Source organism: Novosphingobium sp. PhB57, from assembly GCF_004342985.1.
Classification (GTDB): Bacteria; Pseudomonadota; Alphaproteobacteria; order Sphingomonadales; family Sphingomonadaceae; genus Novosphingobium.
In genome coordinates this window covers 851,408-871,327 of the sequence record NZ_SMBO01000001.1, presented here as the reverse complement: position 1 = coordinate 871,327, position 19,920 = coordinate 851,408, and the positions used below count along the sequence as shown (strand labels likewise).

At 65.7% G+C, this 19,920-nt stretch carries 17 protein-coding genes; 9 read left to right on the top strand and 8 right to left on the bottom strand.

The window, feature by feature from the left end:
* Positions 1-16: 16 nt before the first annotated feature.
* Positions 17-1,207, bottom strand: a complete 1,191-nt coding sequence (locus EDF58_RS03935) for a glycosyltransferase (RefSeq protein WP_132262840.1) — start codon at positions 1,205-1,207, stop codon at positions 17-19.
* A gap of 168 nt (positions 1,208-1,375) precedes the next feature.
* Positions 1,376-2,140 carry a polysaccharide deacetylase family protein gene (locus EDF58_RS03930; protein WP_132262838.1) on the bottom strand — a complete coding sequence of 255 codons (765 nt, stop codon included), beginning with the start codon at positions 2,138-2,140 and terminating at the stop codon, positions 1,376-1,378.
* 256 nt (positions 2,141-2,396) lie between these two features.
* On the opposite strand from EDF58_RS03930, the gene EDF58_RS03925 reads away from it, so the two are divergent.
* Positions 2,397-4,193: a DEAD/DEAH box helicase gene (locus tag EDF58_RS03925; RefSeq protein ID WP_132262836.1), complete on the top strand. Its 1,797-nt coding sequence runs from the start codon at positions 2,397-2,399 to the stop codon at positions 4,191-4,193.
* 125 nt (positions 4,194-4,318) lie between these two features.
* Here the strand turns inward: EDF58_RS03925 and EDF58_RS03920 are convergent, their stop codons facing one another.
* Together EDF58_RS03920 and EDF58_RS03915 are read right to left on the bottom strand one after the other, a co-directional pair.
* Complete coding sequence (locus EDF58_RS03920; protein WP_132262834.1) at positions 4,319-4,777, bottom strand: GreA/GreB family elongation factor; 459 nt, start codon at positions 4,775-4,777, stop codon at positions 4,319-4,321.
* On the bottom strand, positions 4,774-6,645 hold the full coding sequence (locus EDF58_RS03915; protein ID WP_132262832.1) for an ATP-binding cassette domain-containing protein: 1,872 nt from the start codon (positions 6,643-6,645) through the stop codon (positions 4,774-4,776). The genes EDF58_RS03920 and EDF58_RS03915 overlap by 4 nt, the downstream gene beginning before the upstream one ends.
* 274 nt (positions 6,646-6,919) lie before the next feature.
* On the opposite strand from EDF58_RS03915, the gene EDF58_RS03910 reads away from it, so the two are divergent.
* The 5 genes from EDF58_RS03910 to EDF58_RS03890 all read left to right on the top strand — a co-directional run bounded on the left by EDF58_RS03910 (position 6,920) and on the right by EDF58_RS03890 (position 11,304).
* On the top strand, positions 6,920-7,225 hold the full coding sequence (locus tag EDF58_RS03910; RefSeq protein WP_243654062.1) for a septum formation initiator: 306 nt from the start codon (positions 6,920-6,922) through the stop codon (positions 7,223-7,225).
* A 195-nt stretch (positions 7,226-7,420) separates the two neighbouring features.
* Positions 7,421-8,506 (top strand): pyruvate dehydrogenase (acetyl-transferring) E1 component subunit alpha, encoded by a 1,086-nt coding sequence (pdhA, locus tag EDF58_RS03905; RefSeq protein ID WP_132262828.1) that lies wholly within the window; start codon positions 7,421-7,423, stop codon positions 8,504-8,506.
* Entirely contained in the window at positions 8,506-9,882 is a 1,377-nt protein-coding gene (locus tag EDF58_RS03900) for a pyruvate dehydrogenase complex E1 component subunit beta (protein WP_132262826.1), read from the top strand. The genes pdhA and EDF58_RS03900 overlap by 1 nt, the downstream gene beginning before the upstream one ends.
* Before the next feature lie 155 nt (positions 9,883-10,037).
* Entirely contained in the window at positions 10,038-10,730 is a 693-nt protein-coding gene (locus tag EDF58_RS03895; protein WP_132262824.1) for a hypothetical protein, read from the top strand.
* 97 nt (positions 10,731-10,827) lie between these two features.
* Positions 10,828-11,304, top strand: a complete 477-nt coding sequence (locus tag EDF58_RS03890) for a hypothetical protein (protein WP_132262822.1) — start codon at positions 10,828-10,830, stop codon at positions 11,302-11,304.
* A 45-nt stretch (positions 11,305-11,349) separates the two neighbouring features.
* Here the strand turns inward: EDF58_RS03890 and trmFO are convergent, their stop codons facing one another.
* The 3 genes from trmFO to gyrA all read right to left on the bottom strand — a co-directional run bounded on the left by trmFO (position 11,350) and on the right by gyrA (position 15,954).
* On the bottom strand, positions 11,350-12,696 hold the full coding sequence (gene trmFO / locus EDF58_RS03885; protein WP_132262820.1) for a methylenetetrahydrofolate--tRNA-(uracil(54)-C(5))-methyltransferase (FADH(2)-oxidizing) TrmFO: 1,347 nt from the start codon (positions 12,694-12,696) through the stop codon (positions 11,350-11,352).
* Between the two features lie 109 nt (positions 12,697-12,805).
* Complete coding sequence (locus EDF58_RS03880) at positions 12,806-13,150, bottom strand: DUF952 domain-containing protein (RefSeq protein WP_132262818.1); 345 nt, start codon at positions 13,148-13,150, stop codon at positions 12,806-12,808.
* Positions 13,147-15,954 (bottom strand): DNA gyrase subunit A, encoded by a 2,808-nt coding sequence (gyrA, locus tag EDF58_RS03875; RefSeq protein WP_132262816.1) that lies wholly within the window; start codon positions 15,952-15,954, stop codon positions 13,147-13,149. The genes EDF58_RS03880 and gyrA overlap by 4 nt, the downstream gene beginning before the upstream one ends.
* 330 nt (positions 15,955-16,284) lie before the next feature.
* Between gyrA and EDF58_RS03870 the strand changes: the two genes are divergently transcribed.
* On the top strand, positions 16,285-17,640 hold the full coding sequence (locus EDF58_RS03870) for a hypothetical protein (RefSeq protein WP_132262814.1): 1,356 nt from the start codon (positions 16,285-16,287) through the stop codon (positions 17,638-17,640).
* Positions 17,641-17,720: 80 nt separating this feature from the next.
* Here the strand turns inward: EDF58_RS03870 and EDF58_RS03865 are convergent, their stop codons facing one another.
* Positions 17,721-18,389: a carbonic anhydrase gene (locus EDF58_RS03865; protein ID WP_132262812.1), complete on the bottom strand. Its 669-nt coding sequence runs from the start codon at positions 18,387-18,389 to the stop codon at positions 17,721-17,723.
* Positions 18,390-18,473: 84 nt separating this feature from the next.
* Here EDF58_RS03865 and lipA point away from each other — a divergent pair, with 84 nt between their 5' ends.
* Positions 18,474-19,427 carry a lipoyl synthase gene (gene lipA / locus EDF58_RS03860; protein WP_132262810.1) on the top strand — a complete coding sequence of 318 codons (954 nt, stop codon included), beginning with the start codon at positions 18,474-18,476 and terminating at the stop codon, positions 19,425-19,427.
* A 16-nt stretch (positions 19,428-19,443) separates the two neighbouring features.
* The gene (locus EDF58_RS03855) at positions 19,444-19,884 is read left to right on the top strand and encodes a type II toxin-antitoxin system RatA family toxin (protein ID WP_132262808.1); all 441 of its coding nucleotides are present in this window, start codon (positions 19,444-19,446) and stop codon (positions 19,882-19,884) included.
* Positions 19,885-19,920 lie beyond the last annotated feature (36 nt).

Genomic DNA, 19,920 nt, shown 5'->3' with positions numbered 1-19,920 from the left:
CGCGAAGGGTTCTGGGTCAAAGCGACCGCTGCCAGGGTGAGTGCGTCGCCCAGGCACTCAGCCCCAGCCGGTGTCGCCGCTGGTTTTCGCGTTCACGGCGCACTTGCGCCATCATGTCGAGATAGCGGCGCGCCGCCTCCTCGACTTCGTATCGCGCGGCGATGTCGCGGGCCCGCTGGGGGTCTCCTGCAAAGTCGCGGATGCGGGCGAGGCCATCGGCAAAGGCTTGTTCGTCGCCGCGCGGCACCAGCAAGCCGGTGCGGCCGCCTTCGACCAGGCAATCCATGCTGACGCAGCAGTCGGTCGACAGCACCGGCAGTCCGGCGGCAAGCGCCTCGACGATGACGCCGGGAAGCCCTTCGTAATCGGAACTGAGAACGAAGGCGTCGGCCTCGGCCATCAGCGGGTCGATGCTGGCAAGGTGGCCGGCCAGGCGCACCCGGTCGGCAATGCCCAGTTCCGCGGCGAGCCGCTCGATGGCGCCGCGCTCGGGGCCTTCGCCGGCGATCGTCAGGCTGTCCGAAGGCCGTGCGGCATGGGCGAAGGCGCGCAGCAGCATGGTGTGGTTCTTCTGCGGCACGAGACGGCCCGCCGTCAGGTAGCGCGTGCCCCAGACCGAACCGGGGCGCCTTTCGCTGCGCGCCAGCGCGCGCAGGCGGGCGCGGGTCAGGATGGGATTGGCGATGACGTCGACCCGCGCGGCCTCGGCGCCCGTCGTCTCGCGAATTTCCCGCGCCATCGGTTCCGACAGTCCGACCAGGCGATCGAACAGGCGGCCCTGGGCACGTAGCCAGATCCCGTAGCCTCGCCGCACGAAAGCGGGCATGTCGGGACGATGCAGCGCATTGCTGACCTTGAGCGTCATGGGCGGCGCATGATCGCCCAGCAGCAGCTTCATCGCCGCGCCGACCACGGCATATGTATTGCCCGGTAGGAAGACGACATCTGCGTGGTGCGCGATCAGGTAGCTGTAAAGGCAGTGGACCATCCAGGGCGTTTCCCAGGAGGCCGTGGGAACCCGCGAGGGGATCTGCCAGTAATCGAGGGCCGGTGCGCTTGCGAGGTGGCTACAGCCGGAGCGTCCGAGGACGATCGTCACCGCGTGCCCGGCCTGCTGCCACTGCGCTGCGAGCCCCAGGGCCACGCGCTCGACTCCACCAGGATCGAGGCTGTGGATGGGCACGACAATCCTGAGCGCGTCCTTCATGCGAATCCCTAAGCGACCTTGATGCCGGGCGTGTGTGCCTTTGGGCAGCAACCGGCGGTGACCCCGCCGAACTTATCCTTGCGGGGAGGCTCCTATGGGGACCAGATGTCGGGTTTGTGACGCGGGGAAGCATGGTCATGGGCGAGACGTGAAACTGCTTTGAAAGCGTCACTGCGGTGCCATGAATCTGCCTAAATCCCGGTACCTTGAGGGAGTATGCGTAGCCGTGAAGCGCCGCAGCGTGGCGTCGATGCTGGCCAGGAGCGCGGGCTTGGTGACGTCTCCGGGATGGGCGGCGATCCGCACGGTTCGCGTCAGCGGCAAGGCGGTCCGCGCGAGGGCGGCAAAGGCCAGGGACGAGGCCGTGCGTGCCGCCGATCGGCTGGCCCAGGTTACCACGGGACCGCGCGCCAGCACGTTGCCGTCGCCCGCGGCCCAGACCCGCCAGTGATCCTCGACGATGGGCAGGCCCGCCTGGCGCAGCGCGGCCCGGGCGCCCTCGCCATAGAGCCAGGCCGGGGCGATGAAGCCCGCCGTCGGGCGGCCGATCACGTCCTCGATCAGCGCCTTGCCGTCGAGCATGCGGGAGAGGGCAGTGGCTTCGTCGAGGCCGAGGAACTCGCCTTCTCCGGCGGTCATGTGGCGGGCCTTGAACTGCGCGGCACCGCGATGGCGCACCTCGTCCTTGTGGTACCAGCCGTGGACGAACATCTCGATCCCGGCTTCCGCCCAGCCGCGCAGCCTGCGTTGAAAGGCCCGGTCTTCCGACAGCGGGTGGCGGCCCCAGTGGTTGGGCACCACCAGCATCGCGAAGCTGGGTCCGCCCAGGCGGCGCTGGAACAAGTCGGCAAGCTGGACGACGGCCCGTTCCGATGCCGGCCCGACATCATGAATCGAGGCCAGAAGGCGCTTCTGGCGGGTATTTTCGGTCATCATCGGCTCCGTTCACCCCGCGCGGCGCCTAGACCCGCTCCGTGAAAATCCCGTGACGCTCGGGGGTTTTCCGGGGGGCTGCGATCGATTATTCTGCGCTAGCGCAAGGCCATTGTTGCCTTTTGTGAAATTGGTGCGCGCCAAACCCGACTTTTTTGTCTATGGAGCGCCTCAACCAGGGCCCGTTGGGTCGCACACTCCACACCAGGCTCACTCATACAGACCGCGCCGGCGGCACAGGACAGATTCAAAACGCATGACATTTTCCCAGCTCCCCCAGCCTCTTGCCGACGCGCTTGCCGCGCATGGCTACGAGAACCTGACCCCGGTCCAGGCCGCTGTCGCCGAAGCCGAGGCGCGTGGGCGCGACCTGGTGGTGTCGGCGCAGACCGGCTCGGGCAAGACCGTCGCCTTCGGCATCGCCATGAGCGACGAACTGCTGGCGGACGGCTCTATTCCTTATGCGGAGGCCCCGCTGGCGCTCGCCATCGCGCCGACGCGCGAACTGGCCCAGCAGGTCAGCCGCGAGCTTGAGTGGCTCTATGCCTCGACCGGCGCCCGCATCGTTACGTGCGTCGGCGGCATGGACCCCGTGCGCGAACGCAAGCAGCTCGAACGCGGCGCCACCATCGTCGTCGGCACCCCGGGCCGTCTGCGCGATCACCTGGAACGCGGCAAGCTCGACCTCTCGGCCCTGCGCGTCGTCGTGCTCGACGAAGCGGACGAGATGCTCGACATGGGCTTCCGCGAAGACCTTGAGGAACTGCTCGACGCCGCGCCGGCCAGCCGCCGCACGCTGCTGTTCTCGGCCACCATGCCGCGTCCGATCGAAGCCCTGGCCCGCCGTTACCAGACCGACGCGCTGCGCATCTCCACCGTGACGGAGAACCGCGGCCATGGCGACATCGCCTATCAGGCCGTCACCGTTGCCCCGGCCGACGTCGAGAACGTGGTGGTCAACCTGCTGCGCCTTCACGATGCCGAAACCGCGATCCTGTTCTGTGCCACGCGCGACAACGTGAAGCACCTGCACTCGACCCTGACCGAGCGCGGCTTCTCGGCCGTGGCGCTTTCGGGCGAGCACTCGCAGAACGAGCGCAACAATGCGCTTCAGGCCCTGCGCGACAAGCGTGCCCGCGTCTGCGTCGCCACCGACGTTGCCGCGCGCGGCATCGATCTGCCCTCGCTGACGCTGGTGATCCACGTCGAGATTCCGCGCGACGCCGAAACGCTGCAGCACCGTTCGGGCCGTACCGGCCGTGCGGGCAAGAAGGGCACCGCGGTCATCGTCGTGCCGTTCCCGCGCCGCCGCCGCGTTGAAGGCATGCTGCGCGGTGCGCGCATCGAGGCGGAGTGGATTGCCGCGCCGACCCCCGAAGTCATCCGCGCTTCCGATCGCGGCCGTCTGATGGAAAAGCTGCTCGCCCCGGTCGAGGCTGACGAGGAAGATCGCGAGATCGCCCGCGAAGTCCTGGAAAAGGTGAGCGCCGAGGATCTGGCCGCCGCACTGGTTCGCGCGCACCGCGCCGCCATGCCGCAGCCCGAGGAACTCATCGGCAACAGCCCCGAAGCGCGCGAGGCGCGTCAGCGTCCGGGCTTCGACGACGTGGTGTGGTTCACCATGGACGTGGGCCGTCAGCAGAATGCCGATCCGCGCTGGATCCTGCCGCTGCTCTGCCGCCGTGGTCACGTTACCCGCAATGCCGTCGGCCAGATCCGCATCGGCGCGGACCAGACGCACTTCCAGATCCCGAAGGCGATGGCGGACCAGTTCATCCGTTCGGTCGAACGCACCTCGCATGACGAGAGCGGCGACGTGGAGAACACCATTCGCATCGAAGTGGCCACGGACACGCCGCGCGACGTCGCGCGCGACCGTCGCCGCGAAGGTCCGCAGGGCCGCGCCCGCAAGCCCTATGCACGTGACGAAGGACGCGGCGGTTTCGACGGTCCCCGTCACAAGCCCCGTCCGACCGGCGGCCCGCGCAACGATCGCGGTGGCCCGGGCGGCGGCGGCAAGCCGTTCCACAAGAAGCCGAAGAAGTCCTACTGAGGACGCCTTCAGCCTGCTGAACAACGAACACGGGGCCCGCAAAGGCCCCGTGTTTCGTTTCAGGTTCCGTGGTTCGTGCCGGCGCTGTCCTGCGCGGTCCCGCGCCGCCGGGCGCGAAAAGCGGGTCAGGCGATGAGTTCGAGAATCTCGATCGCTTCTTCCCGCCCGTTGAAGTCGACGAATTCTCCCGCCTCGGCGCCCAGCAGGGCGCGGGCGAGCGGCGCCGTGAAAGCGAGGTCGCCCTTGGCGGGCTCGGCTTCGTCATGCCCGACGATGCGGACCTCGCGCGGCTTGCCGTTCAGCGCGAAGCGCACGCGGTGGCCGAACATCGCCTTTTCTCCGCTGGGCGCAGGCTGGACTGCCGCCGTCGACAGCCGCTTCTTCCAATAGCGCAGATCGCGTTTCGCGGTGTTGAGGGCGGTTTCCTCCGCCAGCGTCGGGATCTGCGCCTCGAGCCCGGCGATCCGGGCATGGATCAGGTCCATGCCCTCAGGCGTCACGAGATTGGGGCCGGGCGGGATCGGCACCTCGAACTTGGGCTCCAGGTGCTCCTCGTCGCCGTCGCGCCGGAAAGCGACGCTCACGCGTTGCCGCCCATGTATTCGTCCATGGCCTCGCTGGCTTCGAACCATCCGGCCTCCGCCACTTCCAGATCCTCTGCCGCCTGGGTGCGGCGCTTGCCGAGTTCGCCGATGTTGAACTTGGCCAGGTCGCCCTTGATCGAGGACGGATCGGCCAGGGCGGAGTCGAGCGCTTCGAGCTGCTGCTGGATGCGCTTCATGCGGGTTTCGGTCTCGGAGACCTTCTTGCGCAGGGCCTTCAGTTCCTCGCGGGCGATGGCCCCCGATTTGCGGGCGGGCTTGCCGTCGCCGCCATTCGACTTGGGCTGGTTACGGCCCAACACGAAGTCAATGTAGTCCTCCATCGACCCGTCGTAGTTCTCCGCCGTGCCCTGGTCGACCAGCACCAGCCGGTCCGCCGCGAGTTCGACCATGTGACGGTCGTGGCTGACCAGGATGACCGCGCCTTCGAAGGCGTTCAGCGCCTGGACCAGCGCCTCGCGCGCGTCGACGTCGAGGTGGTTCGTCGGTTCGTCGAGGATGAGCATGTGCGGCGCCTCGCGGGTGACCAGCGCCAGCGCGAGGCGGGCGCGCTCGCCGCCCGACAGCGTGGCGATCTCGGCCGTCGCGCGGTTGCCCGAGAAGCCGAACCGGCCAAGCTGGCCGCGCACCGCTACCGGCGGCTTGTCCACCATGGCGCGGGTCATCAGTTCGAGCGGTGTCGAGCCGGAGGGCAGTTCTTCCACCTGATACTGCGTGAAATAGCCGATGCGGATCTTGGGCGAGAAAGTGAGCGAGCCTTCCATCGGCTCCAGCTGACGGGCGAGCAGGCGCGCCAGCGTGGTCTTGCCGTTGCCGTTGCGGCCGAGCAGGGCGATGCGGTCCTCGGGATCGATGCGCAAGTTCAGGCGGCGCAGGATCGGCTTGTCCGCCTCGTAGCCTACCGATGCGAGATCGAGCGTCACCAGCGGCGGGCGCAGTTCGTCCGGGCTGGGGAAGTCGAAGCTGAGCGACGAGTCCTCGGCCATGGCCGCGATCGGCTGCATGCGCGCCAGCATCTTGGCGCGGGACTGCGCCTGCTTCGCCGTGGAGGCGCGGGCGGAATTGCGCGCGACGTAATCGGCCAGCTTCTTGCGCTGGGCGTCCTGGTTGGCGCGGGCGGCGGCGGCCTGTGCGGCCCGCTCGGCGCGAATGCGCTCGAAGCTGTCGTAGGTGCCCGGATAGAGCGTCAGCTTGCCCTGCTGCAGGTGCAGGATGTGATCGACCACGTTGTTGAGCAGGTCGCGCTCGTGGCTGATGACGATCAGGGTGCGCGGATAAGTCTGGAGGAAGTTCTCCAGCCAGAGCGTGGCTTCGAGATCGAGGTGGTTCGAAGGTTCGTCGAGCAGCAGCACGTCGGGCTGCGAGAACAGCAGGCCGGCAAGGGCGACGCGCATCTTCCAGCCGCCTGAGAAGCTGTCGAGCGGGCGCCCCTGCATTTCCTCGTCGAAGCCGAGGCCGACCAGGATGCGCGCGGCGCGGGCTTCGGCGGTATAGGCGTCGATCGCGATCAGGCGGTCGTGGAGGTCGCCAAGGCGGTTCGGGTCGGCGCAGGTTTCGGCTTCGGCCAGCAGGTCGGTACGCTCGACATCGGCGTCGAGCACGGCCTGAAGCGCGGTCCGGTTACCGGCAGGGGCTTCCTGGGCGATGTAGCCGAGGCGTGCCCGGCGCGGCATCTCCACGGCGCCGCCATCGGGCTCCAGTTCGCCGATGATGGCCTTTACCAGCGTGGACTTGCCCGCGCCGTTGCGGCCGATGAGGCCCACCTTGCCATCCTTGGGGATGGTGGCAGCGGCCTGGTCGAGGATGGTGCGCCCGCCAAGGCGGACGGTAATGTCGCGGATCGTCAGCATGGGGCAGCGCCTAGAGGATTTTGAGCGCGGTTGGAAACATCTTCCGAACTCGCGCTATTAGCTCGCGTCCGAAGCGCGTTTTCGAGGGGGCTGTGTTCACCCGTGAACGCGCCGAAAGCCTGTCCCAGAGTTATCAACACCAATATGCCCAGTATTGCGACAGCCGGCGATGAAGCGGCCTGTTCGAAAACCGGGCGAATCGGTTATCAATTTAACTTGCAACGCGGAATCACTTATGATTCTATCGCTTTTCATGAGGTCCAGCTCTCCCATCATGCGTCAGGACGCCAGCCTTGCCAAGGAACGCCTGGTCCAGGGCATTGCGCTTGCGCTGCTCCTGCTGATGGGTGCTTTCGTGATCGCGGGTCCCAGCGGCCTGATCGCCTGGACAGAGAATCAGCATCTGCTGGAAGAGCGCAACGCCAAGCTGGCCGATTTGCGCCTTACGCGCGATCACCTCAAGAACCGCGTGGGCCTGCTCGACCAGAACCATGTCGACCCCGATCTCGCCGGTGAGTTGCTGCGCAGCAATCTGAACGTCGCCCGGCCCGACGAAATGGTCATGCTCATCAACAAGTGATTCCGTTCCGCGCCGGGCCAAGACCCGGTTCGCGGTGATGGAAAGCTGACGGAACCGTCCAATTGTGGCCGTTCTGTTGCGGATGGCCATAATTTTTGTGCCACTTACGGCAAATTTCCTTCATCGCGCTTTCGATTTCCGCAGGGGGTCCTATAAGCGGCCCGAAATCAATCGCACCAACGATGGGGAGCCCCGTTGCCCAAAGCCAAGACTGACGCCGGGTCCGGCGCCGAGCCAGCCGTAGTATCGGCACAGGACGAAGACTTCGCGCTGCACAGCCTCCAGGAGGCACTCGCGGCCGATCGGCGCTACACGCCGAACAAGGAAGAGCTTCTCAACCTCTACGAGCAGATGGTACTCATCCGCCGCTTCGAGGAACGCGCAGGCCAGCTTTACGGCCTGGGCCTCATCGGCGGTTTCTGTCACCTTTATATCGGCCAGGAAGCCGTAGCCGTTGGCCTTCAGTCCGCGCTCGATTCCAACCGCGACTCGGTCATCACCGGCTATCGCGATCATGGCCACATGCTTGCCTACGGTATCGATCCGAAGGTGATCATGGCCGAACTGACCGGCCGTGCTGCGGGCATTTCCCGCGGCAAGGGCGGCTCGATGCACATGTTCAGCGTGGAGCATAAGTTCTACGGCGGACACGGCATCGTCGGCGCCCAGGTTTCGCTGGGTGCAGGTCTCGCCTTCGCGCACAAGTACCGCGAAGACGGCGGCGTCGCGATGGCCTACTTCGGCGACGGCGCGGCCAACCAGGGCCAGGTCTACGAGAGCTTCAACATGGCGGCTCTCTGGAAACTGCCGATCATCTTCGTGATCGAGAACAATGGCTATGCCATGGGCACCGCCGTGAAGCGCGGCTCGGCCGAGACGCATTTCCACCGCCGCGGCACCGCGTTCCGGATTCCGGGCATGCAGGTGGACGGCATGGACGTTCTCGAAGTTCGCAAGGCTGCGGAAGTGGCGCTCGAATACGTGCGTGCCGGCAATGGTCCGGTGCTCATGGAGCTGAACACCTACCGCTATCGCGGCCACTCGATGTCCGACCCTGCCAAGTATCGTAGCCGCGAGGAAGTGCAGGACGTTCGCGAGAAGCGCGATCCGATCGAGCATGTGAAGCAGGATCTCGCCGCGCTTGGCGTGGACGAAGCCGCGCTCAAGGAAATCGACAAGCGCGTCCGCGCGCAAGTCGCCGAGTCGGCGGACTTCGCGGAGAATTCTCCCGAGCCCGAACTCTCTGAACTCTATACTGACGTCCTGGTGGAGCGCTACTGATGGCGATCGAACTGAAGATGCCGGCGCTCTCTCCGACGATGGAAGAGGGCAAGCTTGCCCGCTGGCTGGTGAAGGAAGGCGACGAAGTCAAATCGGGTGACATCCTCGCCGAAATCGAGACCGACAAGGCGACGATGGAATTCGAAGCCGTCGACGAAGGTACCGTTGGCAAGATCCTCGTGGCCGAAGGCACCGAGGGCGTGAAGGTCGGCACGGTCATCGCCGTGCTGGCCGGTGAAGGCGAAGACGCATCGAGCGTTCAGGCTTCGGCTCCGCAGGCAGAAGCGGCTCCCGCTGCCGAAGCCGCTCCGGCTGCCGAATCCGGCGCGGCCAAGGCTGAAGCGCCGGCCCGTGCACCGGCCAAGCGGGATCCCGAGATCCCCCACGGCACCAACATGAAGACCTCGACCGTTCGCGAAGCGCTCCGCGACGCCATGGCCGAGGAAATGCGCCGCGATCCGCGCGTCTTCGTGATGGGCGAGGAAGTGGCCGAATACCAGGGCGCCTACAAGGTGACCCAGGGCCTGCTCGAGGAATTCGGTCCGCAGCGCGTGATCGACACCCCGATCACCGAATATGGTTTCGCCGGCATCGGTACGGGCGCCGCCATGGGCGGCCTGCGTCCGGTCATCGAGTTCATGACGTTCAACTTCGCCATGCAGGCGATCGACCACATCATCAACTCGGCCGCCAAGACCAACTACATGTCCGGTGGCCAGATGCGCTGCCCGATCGTGTTCCGTGGCCCGAACGGCGCCGCGGCCCGCGTCGGCGCGCAGCACTCGCAGAACTACGGTCCGTGGTACGCCAACGTGCCGGGTCTCGTCGTGATCGCGCCTTATGACGCCTACGACGCCAAGGGTCTGCTCAAGGCAGCGATCCGCAGCGACGATCCGGTGGTGTTCCTCGAAAACGAGCTGATCTACGGCCGCACTTTCGAGCTTCCCGAGCTTGACGAGCATGTCCTGCCGATCGGCAAGGCCCGCATCATGCGCGAAGGCAAGGACGTGACGATCGTGTCCTATTCGATCGGCGTCGGGCTCGCGCTCGAAGCTGCCGAGCAGCTGGCCGGCGAAGGCATCGATGCGGAAGTCATCGACTTGCGCACGCTGCGTCCGCTGGACAAGGAAACCGTGCTGGAAAGTCTCGCCAAGACGAACCGTATCGTCGTGGCCGAAGAAGGCTTCCCGGTCTGCTCGATCGCTTCGGAAATCTCCGCGATCTGCATGGAAGAAGGCTTCGATGACCTGGACGCCCCGGTGGTCCGCGTCTGCAACGAAGACGTTCCGCTGCCTTATGCGGCCAACCTCGAGAAGGCGGCGTTGATCGACACGCCGCGTATCGTCGAGGCGGTCCGCAAGGTCTGCTACCGCTGACAAGATGAGGCGGCGGAGGAAACTCCGCCGCCTTTTTCCTGGATCGGTTCCTGCGCGAACCTGTTTACAAGAAATGCGCGCAGCACGCGCGCAGGAATGCGGGCTCTGCACGAAGCGGGACTTGCACCTGCCGACTGGCCGACTAGAGAGGCTCCGTGCCTGACAATTCCGCCTCACCGGCTTCCGCCAGCCAGGGTCCCGAAGACCTTCTTCTCCCCACCATCACGCAAAGCGCCCGGCTTGCGCTGTCCTACGCGACGGCGTCCTCGCGCTTGCCGACACTCGCGCTGTTCGCGCTCGACCAGCGACTGGCCGGCCTGCTGCGCCATTCGCGCGAGCCGATGCTGGCGCTCATTCGTCTGGCATGGTGGCGGGAGACCCTGGGTCGCGACGCTTCCGAGTGGCCGGAGGGCGAACCGCTGCTCAATGCCTTGAGGAGCTGGAACGGCGCGCACAAGCCGCTTGCAGCCCTTGTCGATGGCTGGGAGGCGCTGACCGGCCCGGCGCCCCTGCCGCCGGAATCGCTGCAAGCCATGGCCGAAGGGCGCGGCGCGGCGTTCGCGGCGCTGGCCGAAGCGCTCGGACGGCCCGAAGAGGCCGAGGCGGCCGGTAGGATCGGACGGCGCTGGGCGCTCGCCGATCTGGCATCGCACTTGCGCAATCCCGAAGAAAGCGTCGTGGCGCAGACCCTCGCGCGGGAAACCTCGCCCGGATCGCCGCGCCTGTCGCGCAGCCTGCGTCCGCTGCTGGTCCTGCAGGGACTGGCGCAGCATCGCCTGGCCACGGGCAGCGAGACATCGCCGGGCGCGGTCGTCAAGGCCATGCGCCTGGGCTTGCTGGGGTTCTAGGACCGCAGACCGGTCTGCCTCAGGTGCCGGTGAAGATTATGTAATTTCGCGCGGCCTGGGTGCCGCGGCTAAGTGGCCGCCTCGCAAGGGGGCCGAGATGAACCGTTTTGTTCTGGGTGCTTTGGCGGCGCTGGTCATGGTGTCGGTGGGGCTGTTCTGGTGGCAGGGCCGTGCCGCCGTGGAAAGAGGCGCGCCATTGCCGCAGGCGCCTGTCAGTTCGATCGCTCCGCAGGAAATGCCGAGCGCGGACTTGTCCGAAATCGACGGGCCGGAATTGCCCGAGGCGACGGAGCAAACGCGCGAACAGCGCCGTTTCGGCCGTTACGACCGGAACCGCGACGGCAGGATCACCCGCAACGAGATGCTGTCGACACGGGTGGACGGGTTTCGCAAGCTCGACCAGGACGGCAACAACCTGCTGACGTTCGAGGAATGGGCCGTGGCGACGGTCACCAGGTTCGATGGCGCCGATGCGAATCAGGATCAGGCGCTGACACCGGAGGAATTCCGCAAGACGGCGCCGCCTCCGGCCAAGGCGAAGCCCGGGCCGAAGTGCAGCTGCAAGCCGAAATGACGCCGTGGAGAGCGGTCTGCGACGAGTAGGCTGGACCCGCGAGGATCAGGCGGGGGTCAGCGCGTCCAGCCAGGGGGCGATTTCCAGCTTCGCGCGCTCGGTATAGGCTTCCTTGCGCTGCTTCTTCTTCACGTCGTGAAGCGGCGGGAACAGCCCGAAATTGACGTTCATCGGCTGATAACTCTCCGCTTCGGCGTCGCCGGTGATGTGCGAGAGCAATGCACCCAGCGCGGTGGTGCGCGGCGGGGACTGCCACTCGCCACCGGCGAGCTGCGTCGCCGTCATGAGGCCAGCCATCAGGCCAACGGCCGCGCTTTCGACATAGCCCTCGCAACCGGTGATCTGCCCGGCAAAGCGGACATGCGGTGCGGTCTTGAGCCGAAGCTGGCGGTCAAGAAGGATCGGCGAATTGATGAAAGTGTTGCGGTGCAGGCCGCCCAGACGCGCGAACTCTGCGTTTTCGAGGCCGGGAATGGTGCGGAACAGGCGCACCTGCTCGGCGTGCTTGAGCTTGGTCTGGAAGCCGACCATGTTCCAGATCGTACCTAGCTTGTTGTCCTGGCGAAGCTGGACGACGGCATAGGGCCAGCGGCCGTTGGGGTGCTCCGGCGTCGCCCAGTGCGGATTGTCGAGACCGACCGGCTTCATCGGCCCGAAGCGCAGCGTCTCCACGCCGCGTTCGGCCATGACCTCGATCGGCATGCAGCCGTCGAAATAGGGCGTGTCCGCTTCCCATTCCTTGAAAGCGGTCTTTTCGCCTTCGACCAGGCCCCGGTGGAAGGCCAGGTACTGGTCCTTGTCCATCGGGCAGTTGATGTAGTCCTTGGTCTCGCCCTTATCCCAGCGCGAGGCCATCCAGCACACGTCCATGTCGATGCTTTCGCGGTAGACGATGGGGGCGATGGCGTCGAAAAACGCGAGACTGTCGGCACCGGTCGCGCGGCCGATGCTGCCTGCGAGCGATTCGGCCGTCAGCGGGCCGGTGGCGACGATGGTCGTGCCGGTATCGGGCAGGGTATCGACGCGCTCCCGGACGATCTCGACATTGGGCAGCGCCGCAAGACGGGCCTCCACTTCGGCCGAGAACAAGTCGCGGTCCACCGCTAGCGCGGTGCCGGCGGGAACTTGCGCTTTGGCTGCTGCCGACATGATCAGCGAATCGCAGCGGCGCATTTCGTGGTGCAGCAGGCCGACCGCGTTCTTTTCGTCGTCGTCCGAGCGGAAGGAGTTGGAGCAGACCAGTTCGGCAAGGCCGTCGCCCTGGTGGGCCGGGCTGCGCTCGCCGGTGCCGCGCATTTCGGAAAGGCGCACGCGAAAACCGCGGCGCCCGAGCTGCCAGGCGGCTTCGCTTCCGGCGAGGCCGCCGCCGATGATGTGGACGTCTTGTGTCATGGCGCCAGCGCCTAGACCTTTGCGCGGCATCAGGGAAGGGCGCAAGGACAGGGTATGGCAATCAACCGGCGTGCCGGTGCGGCCCCGCTGGTTCAGCGGTGCCGAAAGCTCAGTCGCCCGGAAGGATCAGCTTGCCGGCGGCATCCCGTTCGGCGGGACCATGGGCGATCACGGCGGAAAGCGGCAGGTCGGCGTAAATGTGCGGGAACAGCGCGCCGCCGCGCGAAACTTCCCACTTCACCGCATCGCCCAAGACGGTGAGATCAACCGCGGCGATGCCGAGGCCGGACTGTCCGGCGAAGTGCTTGTCCAGCGTTTCTTGCGCCTGCTCGGCCGTGGACATGTGGATATAGCCGTCGGCAAGATCGATCGGGGCGCCGGTGAAGGTGCCGTCGGAGAGCAGCCGATCGAGCTGCTCTCCGGTCAGGATCTTGTAAGCGACCGTCTCCGTCACGCTTCCGTGTCCGGCGTGTCGGTATCGGGCAGGTCGCCTTCCGGCGAACCGGTTTCAGGCGCCTGGCCCGTGACGGGCACATCACCCTCGATGGCCGCATCGACAGCGCCTTCGACGATGTCGTCCTCGGCCGGCTCGTCAAGGCGCACGGCGCTGACGACGTGCTCGTTGTTCGAGACGTTGAACAGGCGCACGCCTGCCGAACCGCGGCCAATCACTCGCAGCGATTCGAGCGGCAGGCGGATCAGCTTGGCCTGGTCAGTGACGAGCATGAGCTGGTCGGCGCGGCTAGCCGGGAAGCTGGCGACGACCGGGCCGTTGCGCTCGATATTGTCGATATTGGTGATGCCCTGGCCGCCGCGGCCGGTGCGGCGATACTCGTAGGCCGAAGACATCTTGCCGTAACCGTTGGCGCAGACGGTCAGGATGAACTGCTCCTTCTCGACCAGATAGGCCAAGCGTTCGCCGTCGAGCGTGCTCTCACCGTCGCGCTCGCCCTTCCAGGGCGCGAAGCGGAGATAGGCCTCGCGCTCGTCCTGGTCCTGCACGCCGACGCGGTGCAGGATGGACAGCGAGATGACTTCGTCGCCTTCCTTCAGCGTCATGGCCTTGACGCCGGTGGAGGTGCGGCTCGCGAATTCGCGGACCAGGTCGCCGGCGAAGCGGATGGCCTTGCCCTGGCGGCTCGCCAGCAGGACGTCGTCCGAATGGTTGAGCAGGGCCACGCCGATCAGGCGATCGTCGCTGTCGTCGTCGAACTTCATCGCGAACTTGCCGTTCGACGGGATGTTCGCGAAAGAGTCCATGGCGTTGCGGCGCACGTTGCCCTTGGCGGTCGCGAAGACCACCGAGAGCTTGCTCCACTCCTTCTCGTCCTCCGGCAGGGGGAGCACGGTCTGGATCGTCTCGTCCTTGTCCAGCGAGGGCAGGAGGTTGACGATGGGGCGGCCGCGCGTGGTCGGGCCGCCTTCCGGCAGCTTGTAGACCTTGAGGCGATAGACCTTGCCGGCGGTGGAGAAGAACAGCACCGGGTTGTGCGTGGACGTGACGAACATCGTGGTCACGACGTCCTCGTCCTTCGTCGCCATGCCGGCGCGGCCCTTGCCGCCGCGCGCCTGGGCGCGGAAGGTCGAGAGCGGGGTGCGCTTGATGTAACCGTCCATGGTGACGGTCACGACCATTTCCTCGCGCTCGATCAGGTCCTCGTCCTCGATGCCGTCGGCGGCACCGGTGATCTGGGATACGCGCGGGGTGGCGTAAAGCTCGCGCACGGCGACCAGCTCTTCGCGCATGACGGCGTAGAGCTTGACCCGGTCGGCCAGGATCGAGAGATATTCCTCGATCGCGGCGGCCAGTTCCTTCAGCTCGTCGCCGATCTCGTCGCGGCCCAGCGCCGTCAGGCGGTGCAGACGCAGATCGAGGATCGCCTTCACCTGAACTTCGGAGAGGCGATACGATCCGCCGTCCTGCTCGGCATTCGGCTCGATAGCCTCGACCAGACGGATATACGGCGCAATGTCCCCGATCGGCCATTCCTTGGCCATCAGGCGCGCGCGTGCCGTTGCCGGGTTCGGGGCGCTGCGGATCATGACCACGACTTCGTCGAGGTTGGACACCGCGACGACCAGGCCGAGCAAGATATGCGCCCGGTCGCGCGCCTTGTTCAGTTCGAACTTGGTGCGGCGGGTGATGACTTCTTCGCGGAACTGGATGAAGGCCTGGAGGAAGCCGCGAAGGTTGAAGACTTCGGGGCGGCCGCCGTGGATCGCCAGCATGTTGGCGGCGAAGTTCGACTGGGCCGGGGTATTGCGCCAGATCTGGTTGAGCACGACCTCCGGGGTGGCATCGCGCTTCAGGTCGACGACGACGCGCACGCCTTCGCGGTTGGATTCGTCGCGGATGTCCGAGATGCCCTCGATCCGCTTTTCCTTGGCGGCTTCGGCGATCTTCTCGACGAGGTTCGACTTGCCGACCTGGTAGGGGATCGAGGTGAGGACGATCGAACGGCGGTCGCCGCGGCCTTCCTCGATCTCGTGGCGGCAGCGCATGATGATCGAGCCGCGGCCCGTCAGATAGGCGTTGCGCGCGCCGCCCTGGCCAAGGATCAGCGGGCCGGTGGGGAAGTCGGGCGCCGGGATGATCTGGATCAGGTCCTCGACCGTGATCGCCGGATTTTCGATCATCGCCAGGCAGCCGTCGATCACTTCGCCCAGATTATGCGGCGGAATGTTCGTGGCCATGCCGACGGCGATACCGCCGGCGCCATTGACGAGAAGGTTCGGGAAGCGCGCCGGAAGCACGGTCGGCTCGCTTTCGGAGCCGTCATAGTTGTCAGCGAAATCGACGGTGTTCTTGTCGATGTCCGACAGAAGCTCGTTCGCCACTTTGTCCAGGCGCGCTTCGGTGTAACGCATGGCGGCCGGCGGATCCGGGTCCATCGAGCCGAAGTTGCCCTGGCCGTCGATCAGCGGCAGGCGCATCGACCACGGCTGCGTCAGACGGGCCAGTGCATCGTAGATCGCGCTGTCGCCATGGGGGTGATACTTACCCATGACGTCGCCGACGATACGACTGGACTTGCGGTAGGGACGACCGGCAACGTAGCCCGCTTCCTGGCAGGCATAGAGAATACGGCGGTGAACCGGCTTCAGGCCGTCGCGCACGTCGGGCAGGGCGCGGCTCACGATCACGCTCATCGCGTAATCGAGATAGCTCGTCTTCATCTCATCGACGATGTCGATGCGGGTATATTCGCCTTCGGGACCGAGGTGTTCGGGGCCGTTGATGTCGGTGTCGTCGCTCACGCGCTGGATCGTTCGTTGCTGCGGGACAAAGGGTGATGGATCGCCCTAGGGCATGCGCTGGGCGAAAGCCACATGAACAGGAGGGGGCGTTCCATCCTCCGTGCTTTTTTCCACACTTATGGGCCGAAGGGAGTGGAGAGCCCGGACCGACGCCCGGCGGGAACCCCCGAGGCTGCGGCGAATTGCATTCAAACAGCGTTAAGTGGCGGCGTTCTAATTGCGCCTCTAGGTTGCCAAGCGGTCAATTCGCCGCCACACCGGCACCACCGATTTCAGGAGATTTCGCCGTCCGGCGTGTCTTCGATTTGTCTTGATGAGGAGTTGGCCTGAATGGCTCGCAAGTTCCTGATTTCCCGCATTGCCCTGGCCGTAGCCATGACCGGCGGAATGGCCGTCGCGGCAGCACCGACAACGGTTGCCGCCAAGGAGAAGGAGAAGGCGCCCGCCAAGGCTACTTTCTCCAAGGAATATGCGGCGGTTGCCGCGCCGGTCGACAAGGCGATCGCGGATTCCAAGGCGAATGCCGCGGTGACGGCCGCCTCGCAGAAGGCCCAGGCCGCCAAGACCGATGCTGAAAAGGCTGCGGCCCGCGCCGAAGTCGACGCGGCCATGGGCGGCGTTCTGGCCCAGCTCCAGACGGCCGAGGCACAGGCCACGCAGCCGTTCGACAAGCTGAAGCAGGGCGAAATGACCCGCAACGTCGGCGTTCTGATGAACGACCCGGCGATGCAGAACAAGGGCCTCGTCATGATGCTCGACAGCGGCCAGACCAGCCCTGAATCGCTGGGTCAGGTCCAGTATCTGGCCGGCGTCACCGCTTATCAGAGCGGTCAGTACGACGTGGCTGCACGCTATCTGCAGCAGTCGTTCGACGGCGGCTACCGCGATACGCAGAACATGATCCAGCCGCTGCTGGCGGACTCCTACAAGCGTTCGAACAACCCGCAGGCGGCGCTGGCGATGGTCCAGAAGGAGCTGGAAGCGGCCAAGGCGAACGGCACCAAGCCGAGCGAAACCTCGATCCGCAGCGCGCTTCAGGCCTCCTACGATGCCAAGCAGCTTGCACCGTCGACCGAATATGCGGCGATGCTGGCACAGTACTACCCGAGCCCGGCTTCGTGGAACATCGCGATTTCGATCGTGCGCCAGCTGGCCTCGCTCCAGAACGCCGAGAACCTCGATCTCATGCGCCTGATGAACGTCACCGGCGCGATGAAGGACAAGCGCGACTATCTGGAATATCTCCAGAATGTCGATCCGCGCGCCTTCCCGGGTGAAGCCGTCAAGATCATGGATCAGGGTCTGGCCAAGAGCCTGCTGACCCAGGCCGAAGTCGGCCAGGACCGCGCCAACAGCGCTGGCCGCGTCGCTGCGGACAAGGCCTCGCTGCCTGCCACCGAGCGTGACGCCATGAAGCCGGGCGCAACCGCAGCCCAGGTGACGGGCGCTGCCGACGTGTTCCTCAGCTATGACGAATACGCGAAGGCCGAGACGCTTTACAAGGCGGCCCTGGGCAAGTCCGGCGTCGACGCCAATAAGGCCAATCTGCGCCTTGGCATGGCGCAGGCCATGCAGGGCAAGGCGGCTGATGCACAGGCTACCCTGGCCAAGGTCAGCGGCACGCGCGGCCCGGTGGCCAAGCTGTGGTCGGCCTACGCCGCTTCGAAGGCCACGCCGGCTTCGTAAGCCGCTGCCTCAGGCACAAAAAAGGAAAGGGCGGCGGGGAAACCCGTCGCCCTTTCCTTTTGGCTTTGCGATTTCGCGTTTTACGTGACCGGCGCGAAGTCTCCGCTCGCGTCGTCCATCATGTGCAGCTCTCCGTCCGAAATCGCGAAGAAAGCGCCGCGCAGCTTGAGTTCGCCGGCCTTCACCTTGTGGCGGACGCAAGGGAAGGTCATGAGGTTTTCGAGGCTGACCCGGACGGCCGCCTGCTCCATCTGACGCTCCGCGGGACGGCCGCTGGTGCCGAATTCGGCTGCGACCGGGCCGCGCGCCTCGTCCAGCATCGAGATCCAGTCGGCGATGAAGCCGCCCTGGCCGGGCTCGGTGCCGTGAAGTTCCTGAGTCAGCGCCGCCTTGCAGCCGCCGCACATGCCGTGGCCCATGACCACGATTTCCTTCACCTTCAGGACCTGTACCGCGAATTCCAGTGCGGCAGAAACGCCGTGGTGACCGGGCGTGGTCTCGAAGGGCGGAACGAGCGCGGCGACATTGCGGACGACGAAGATCTCGCCGGGATCGACGTCGAAGATCTGCGAGGGATCGACGCGGCTGTCCGAGCAGGCGACGATCATGACTTCGGGCTGTTGCCCTTCGCTCAGGCGTGCCCATCGCTCGCGATTGGGGCTCCACCCGCTACTGCGAAAGCGGTGGTACCCTTCTAGCAGGGTATCGAGGACGCGTTGTTGGTCGTTCGGGGCGCTGGAATCGGTCATGGGATGCCTCCATTGAAACGCACGCAATCCATAGAGCGGATATTCGCACTGGCAAGCTGGCAAGCTTGCGACTATCTGGACGGCATGAACGATCTTTCCTCCGTGCCAAGCCCAGAGCAGAAGCCCGAACGTCAACGCAAGCCCGACTGGATCCGCGTGAAAGCGCCTACCAGCAAGGGATATGGCGAGACGCGCCAGTTGATGCGGGATCTCAAGCTCAATACGGTCTGCGAGGAAGCGGCCTGCCCGAACATCGGCGAATGCTGGACCAAGAAGCACGCCACGGTGATGATTCTGGGCGACACCTGCACGCGCGCCTGTGCCTTCTGCAACGTGAAGACCGGCATGCCCGGCCGCGTCGATCCTTCCGAGCCCGAGCATGTCGCCGAACTGGCGCTGAAGACGGGCCTCGAACACATCGTCATCACCTCGGTTGACCGCGACGACCTGCCGGACGGCGGCGCGAACCAGTTCGTCAAGGTGATCCAGGCGCTGCGCGCTGCAACGCCTTCCACCACGATCGAGATCCTGACCCCGGACTTCCGCGGCAAGATGCGCCGCGCGATCGAGGCGATCGTCGCCGCCGGTCCCGACGTCTACAACCACAACCTCGAAACGGTGCCCCGGCTCTATCCGACGATCCGTCCCGGCGCGCGCTACTACGCTTCGCTGCGCCTGCTGGAGGAAGTGAAGGCCCACGATCCGAAGATCTTCACCAAGTCCGGCGTCATGCTCGGCCTGGGTGAGGAACGCCTGGAAGTGCACCAGGTCATGGACGACATGCGCTGCGCCGATATCGACTTCCTGACGATGGGCCAGTACCTGCGGCCAACGCCGAAGCATGCCGAAGTGAAGGAATTCGTCACGCCCAAGGCCTTCGACGCCTATGGCGCCATCGCCCGTGCGAAGGGCTTCCTGCAAGTGGCGTCCTCGCCGCTGACGCGATCGAGCTACCATGCCGGCAAGGACTTCGCCGAGATGCGTGCTACCCGCGAGGCGCAGCTTGCCAAGGCTGCGCTGGCAAAGACGCCGCGCTGAGCCGGAAGACGTAGCAGTGCCCGGAATTCACGAAACGCAGCGCCTTCCCTATAGCGCAGAGCAGATGTTCGACCTTGTGGCCGACGTCGGCCGCTATCAGGAGTTCCTTCCCTGGGTGGTCGCCACCCGGGTGAAGTCCGACGATGGCACGGAAATGGTCGCGGACATGCTCGTCGGCTTCAAGGCCCTGCGCGAGAAGTTCACCTCGCGCGTAGAGAAAGTCCATCCGCGCGAGATCAAGGTCCATTACGTCGACGGTCCGATGAAGGACCTTCACAACCACTGGATCTTCCATCCGGTGGATTCGCATAGCTGCGACATCGAATTCGACGTGCGCTTCAGCTTCCGCAACGCCCTGTTCGAAAAGCTGGCCGGCCAGTATTTCGACAAGGCCTTCCGCAAGATGGTGGCCGCCTTCGAAACCCGTGCGCATGAGCTATACGGCGAGCCGGTCTGACTTGAAAACGCCGTCCCGGATCCAGTCCGGGACGGT

What these genes read in the sequence shown, in the direction of transcription:
- EDF58_RS03870 (WP_132262814.1), top strand. Translation starts at nt 16,285, where the DNA reads ATGGCTCGCAAGTTCCTGATTTCCCGCATTGCCCTGGCCGTAGCCATG.
- EDF58_RS03900 (WP_132262826.1), top strand. Translation starts at nt 8,506, where the DNA reads ATGGCGATCGAACTGAAGATGCCGGCGCTCTCTCCGACGATGGAAGAG.
- trmFO (WP_132262820.1), bottom strand. Translation starts at nt 12,696, where the DNA reads ATGACACAAGACGTCCACATCATCGGCGGCGGCCTCGCCGGAAGCGAA.
- EDF58_RS03910 (WP_243654062.1), top strand. Translation starts at nt 6,920, where the DNA reads ATGCGTCAGGACGCCAGCCTTGCCAAGGAACGCCTGGTCCAGGGCATT.
- EDF58_RS03915 (WP_132262832.1), bottom strand. Translation starts at nt 6,645, where the DNA reads ATGCTGACGATCCGCGACATTACCGTCCGCCTTGGCGGGCGCACCATC.
- EDF58_RS03890 (WP_132262822.1), top strand. Translation starts at nt 10,828, where the DNA reads ATGAACCGTTTTGTTCTGGGTGCTTTGGCGGCGCTGGTCATGGTGTCG.
- lipA (WP_132262810.1), top strand. Translation starts at nt 18,474, where the DNA reads ATGAACGATCTTTCCTCCGTGCCAAGCCCAGAGCAGAAGCCCGAACGT.
- EDF58_RS03930 (WP_132262838.1), bottom strand. Translation starts at nt 2,140, where the DNA reads ATGACCGAAAATACCCGCCAGAAGCGCCTTCTGGCCTCGATTCATGAT.
- EDF58_RS03925 (WP_132262836.1), top strand. Translation starts at nt 2,397, where the DNA reads ATGACATTTTCCCAGCTCCCCCAGCCTCTTGCCGACGCGCTTGCCGCG.
- EDF58_RS03935 (WP_132262840.1), bottom strand. Translation starts at nt 1,207, where the DNA reads ATGAAGGACGCGCTCAGGATTGTCGTGCCCATCCACAGCCTCGATCCT.
- EDF58_RS03865 (WP_132262812.1), bottom strand. Translation starts at nt 18,389, where the DNA reads ATGACCGATTCCAGCGCCCCGAACGACCAACAACGCGTCCTCGATACC.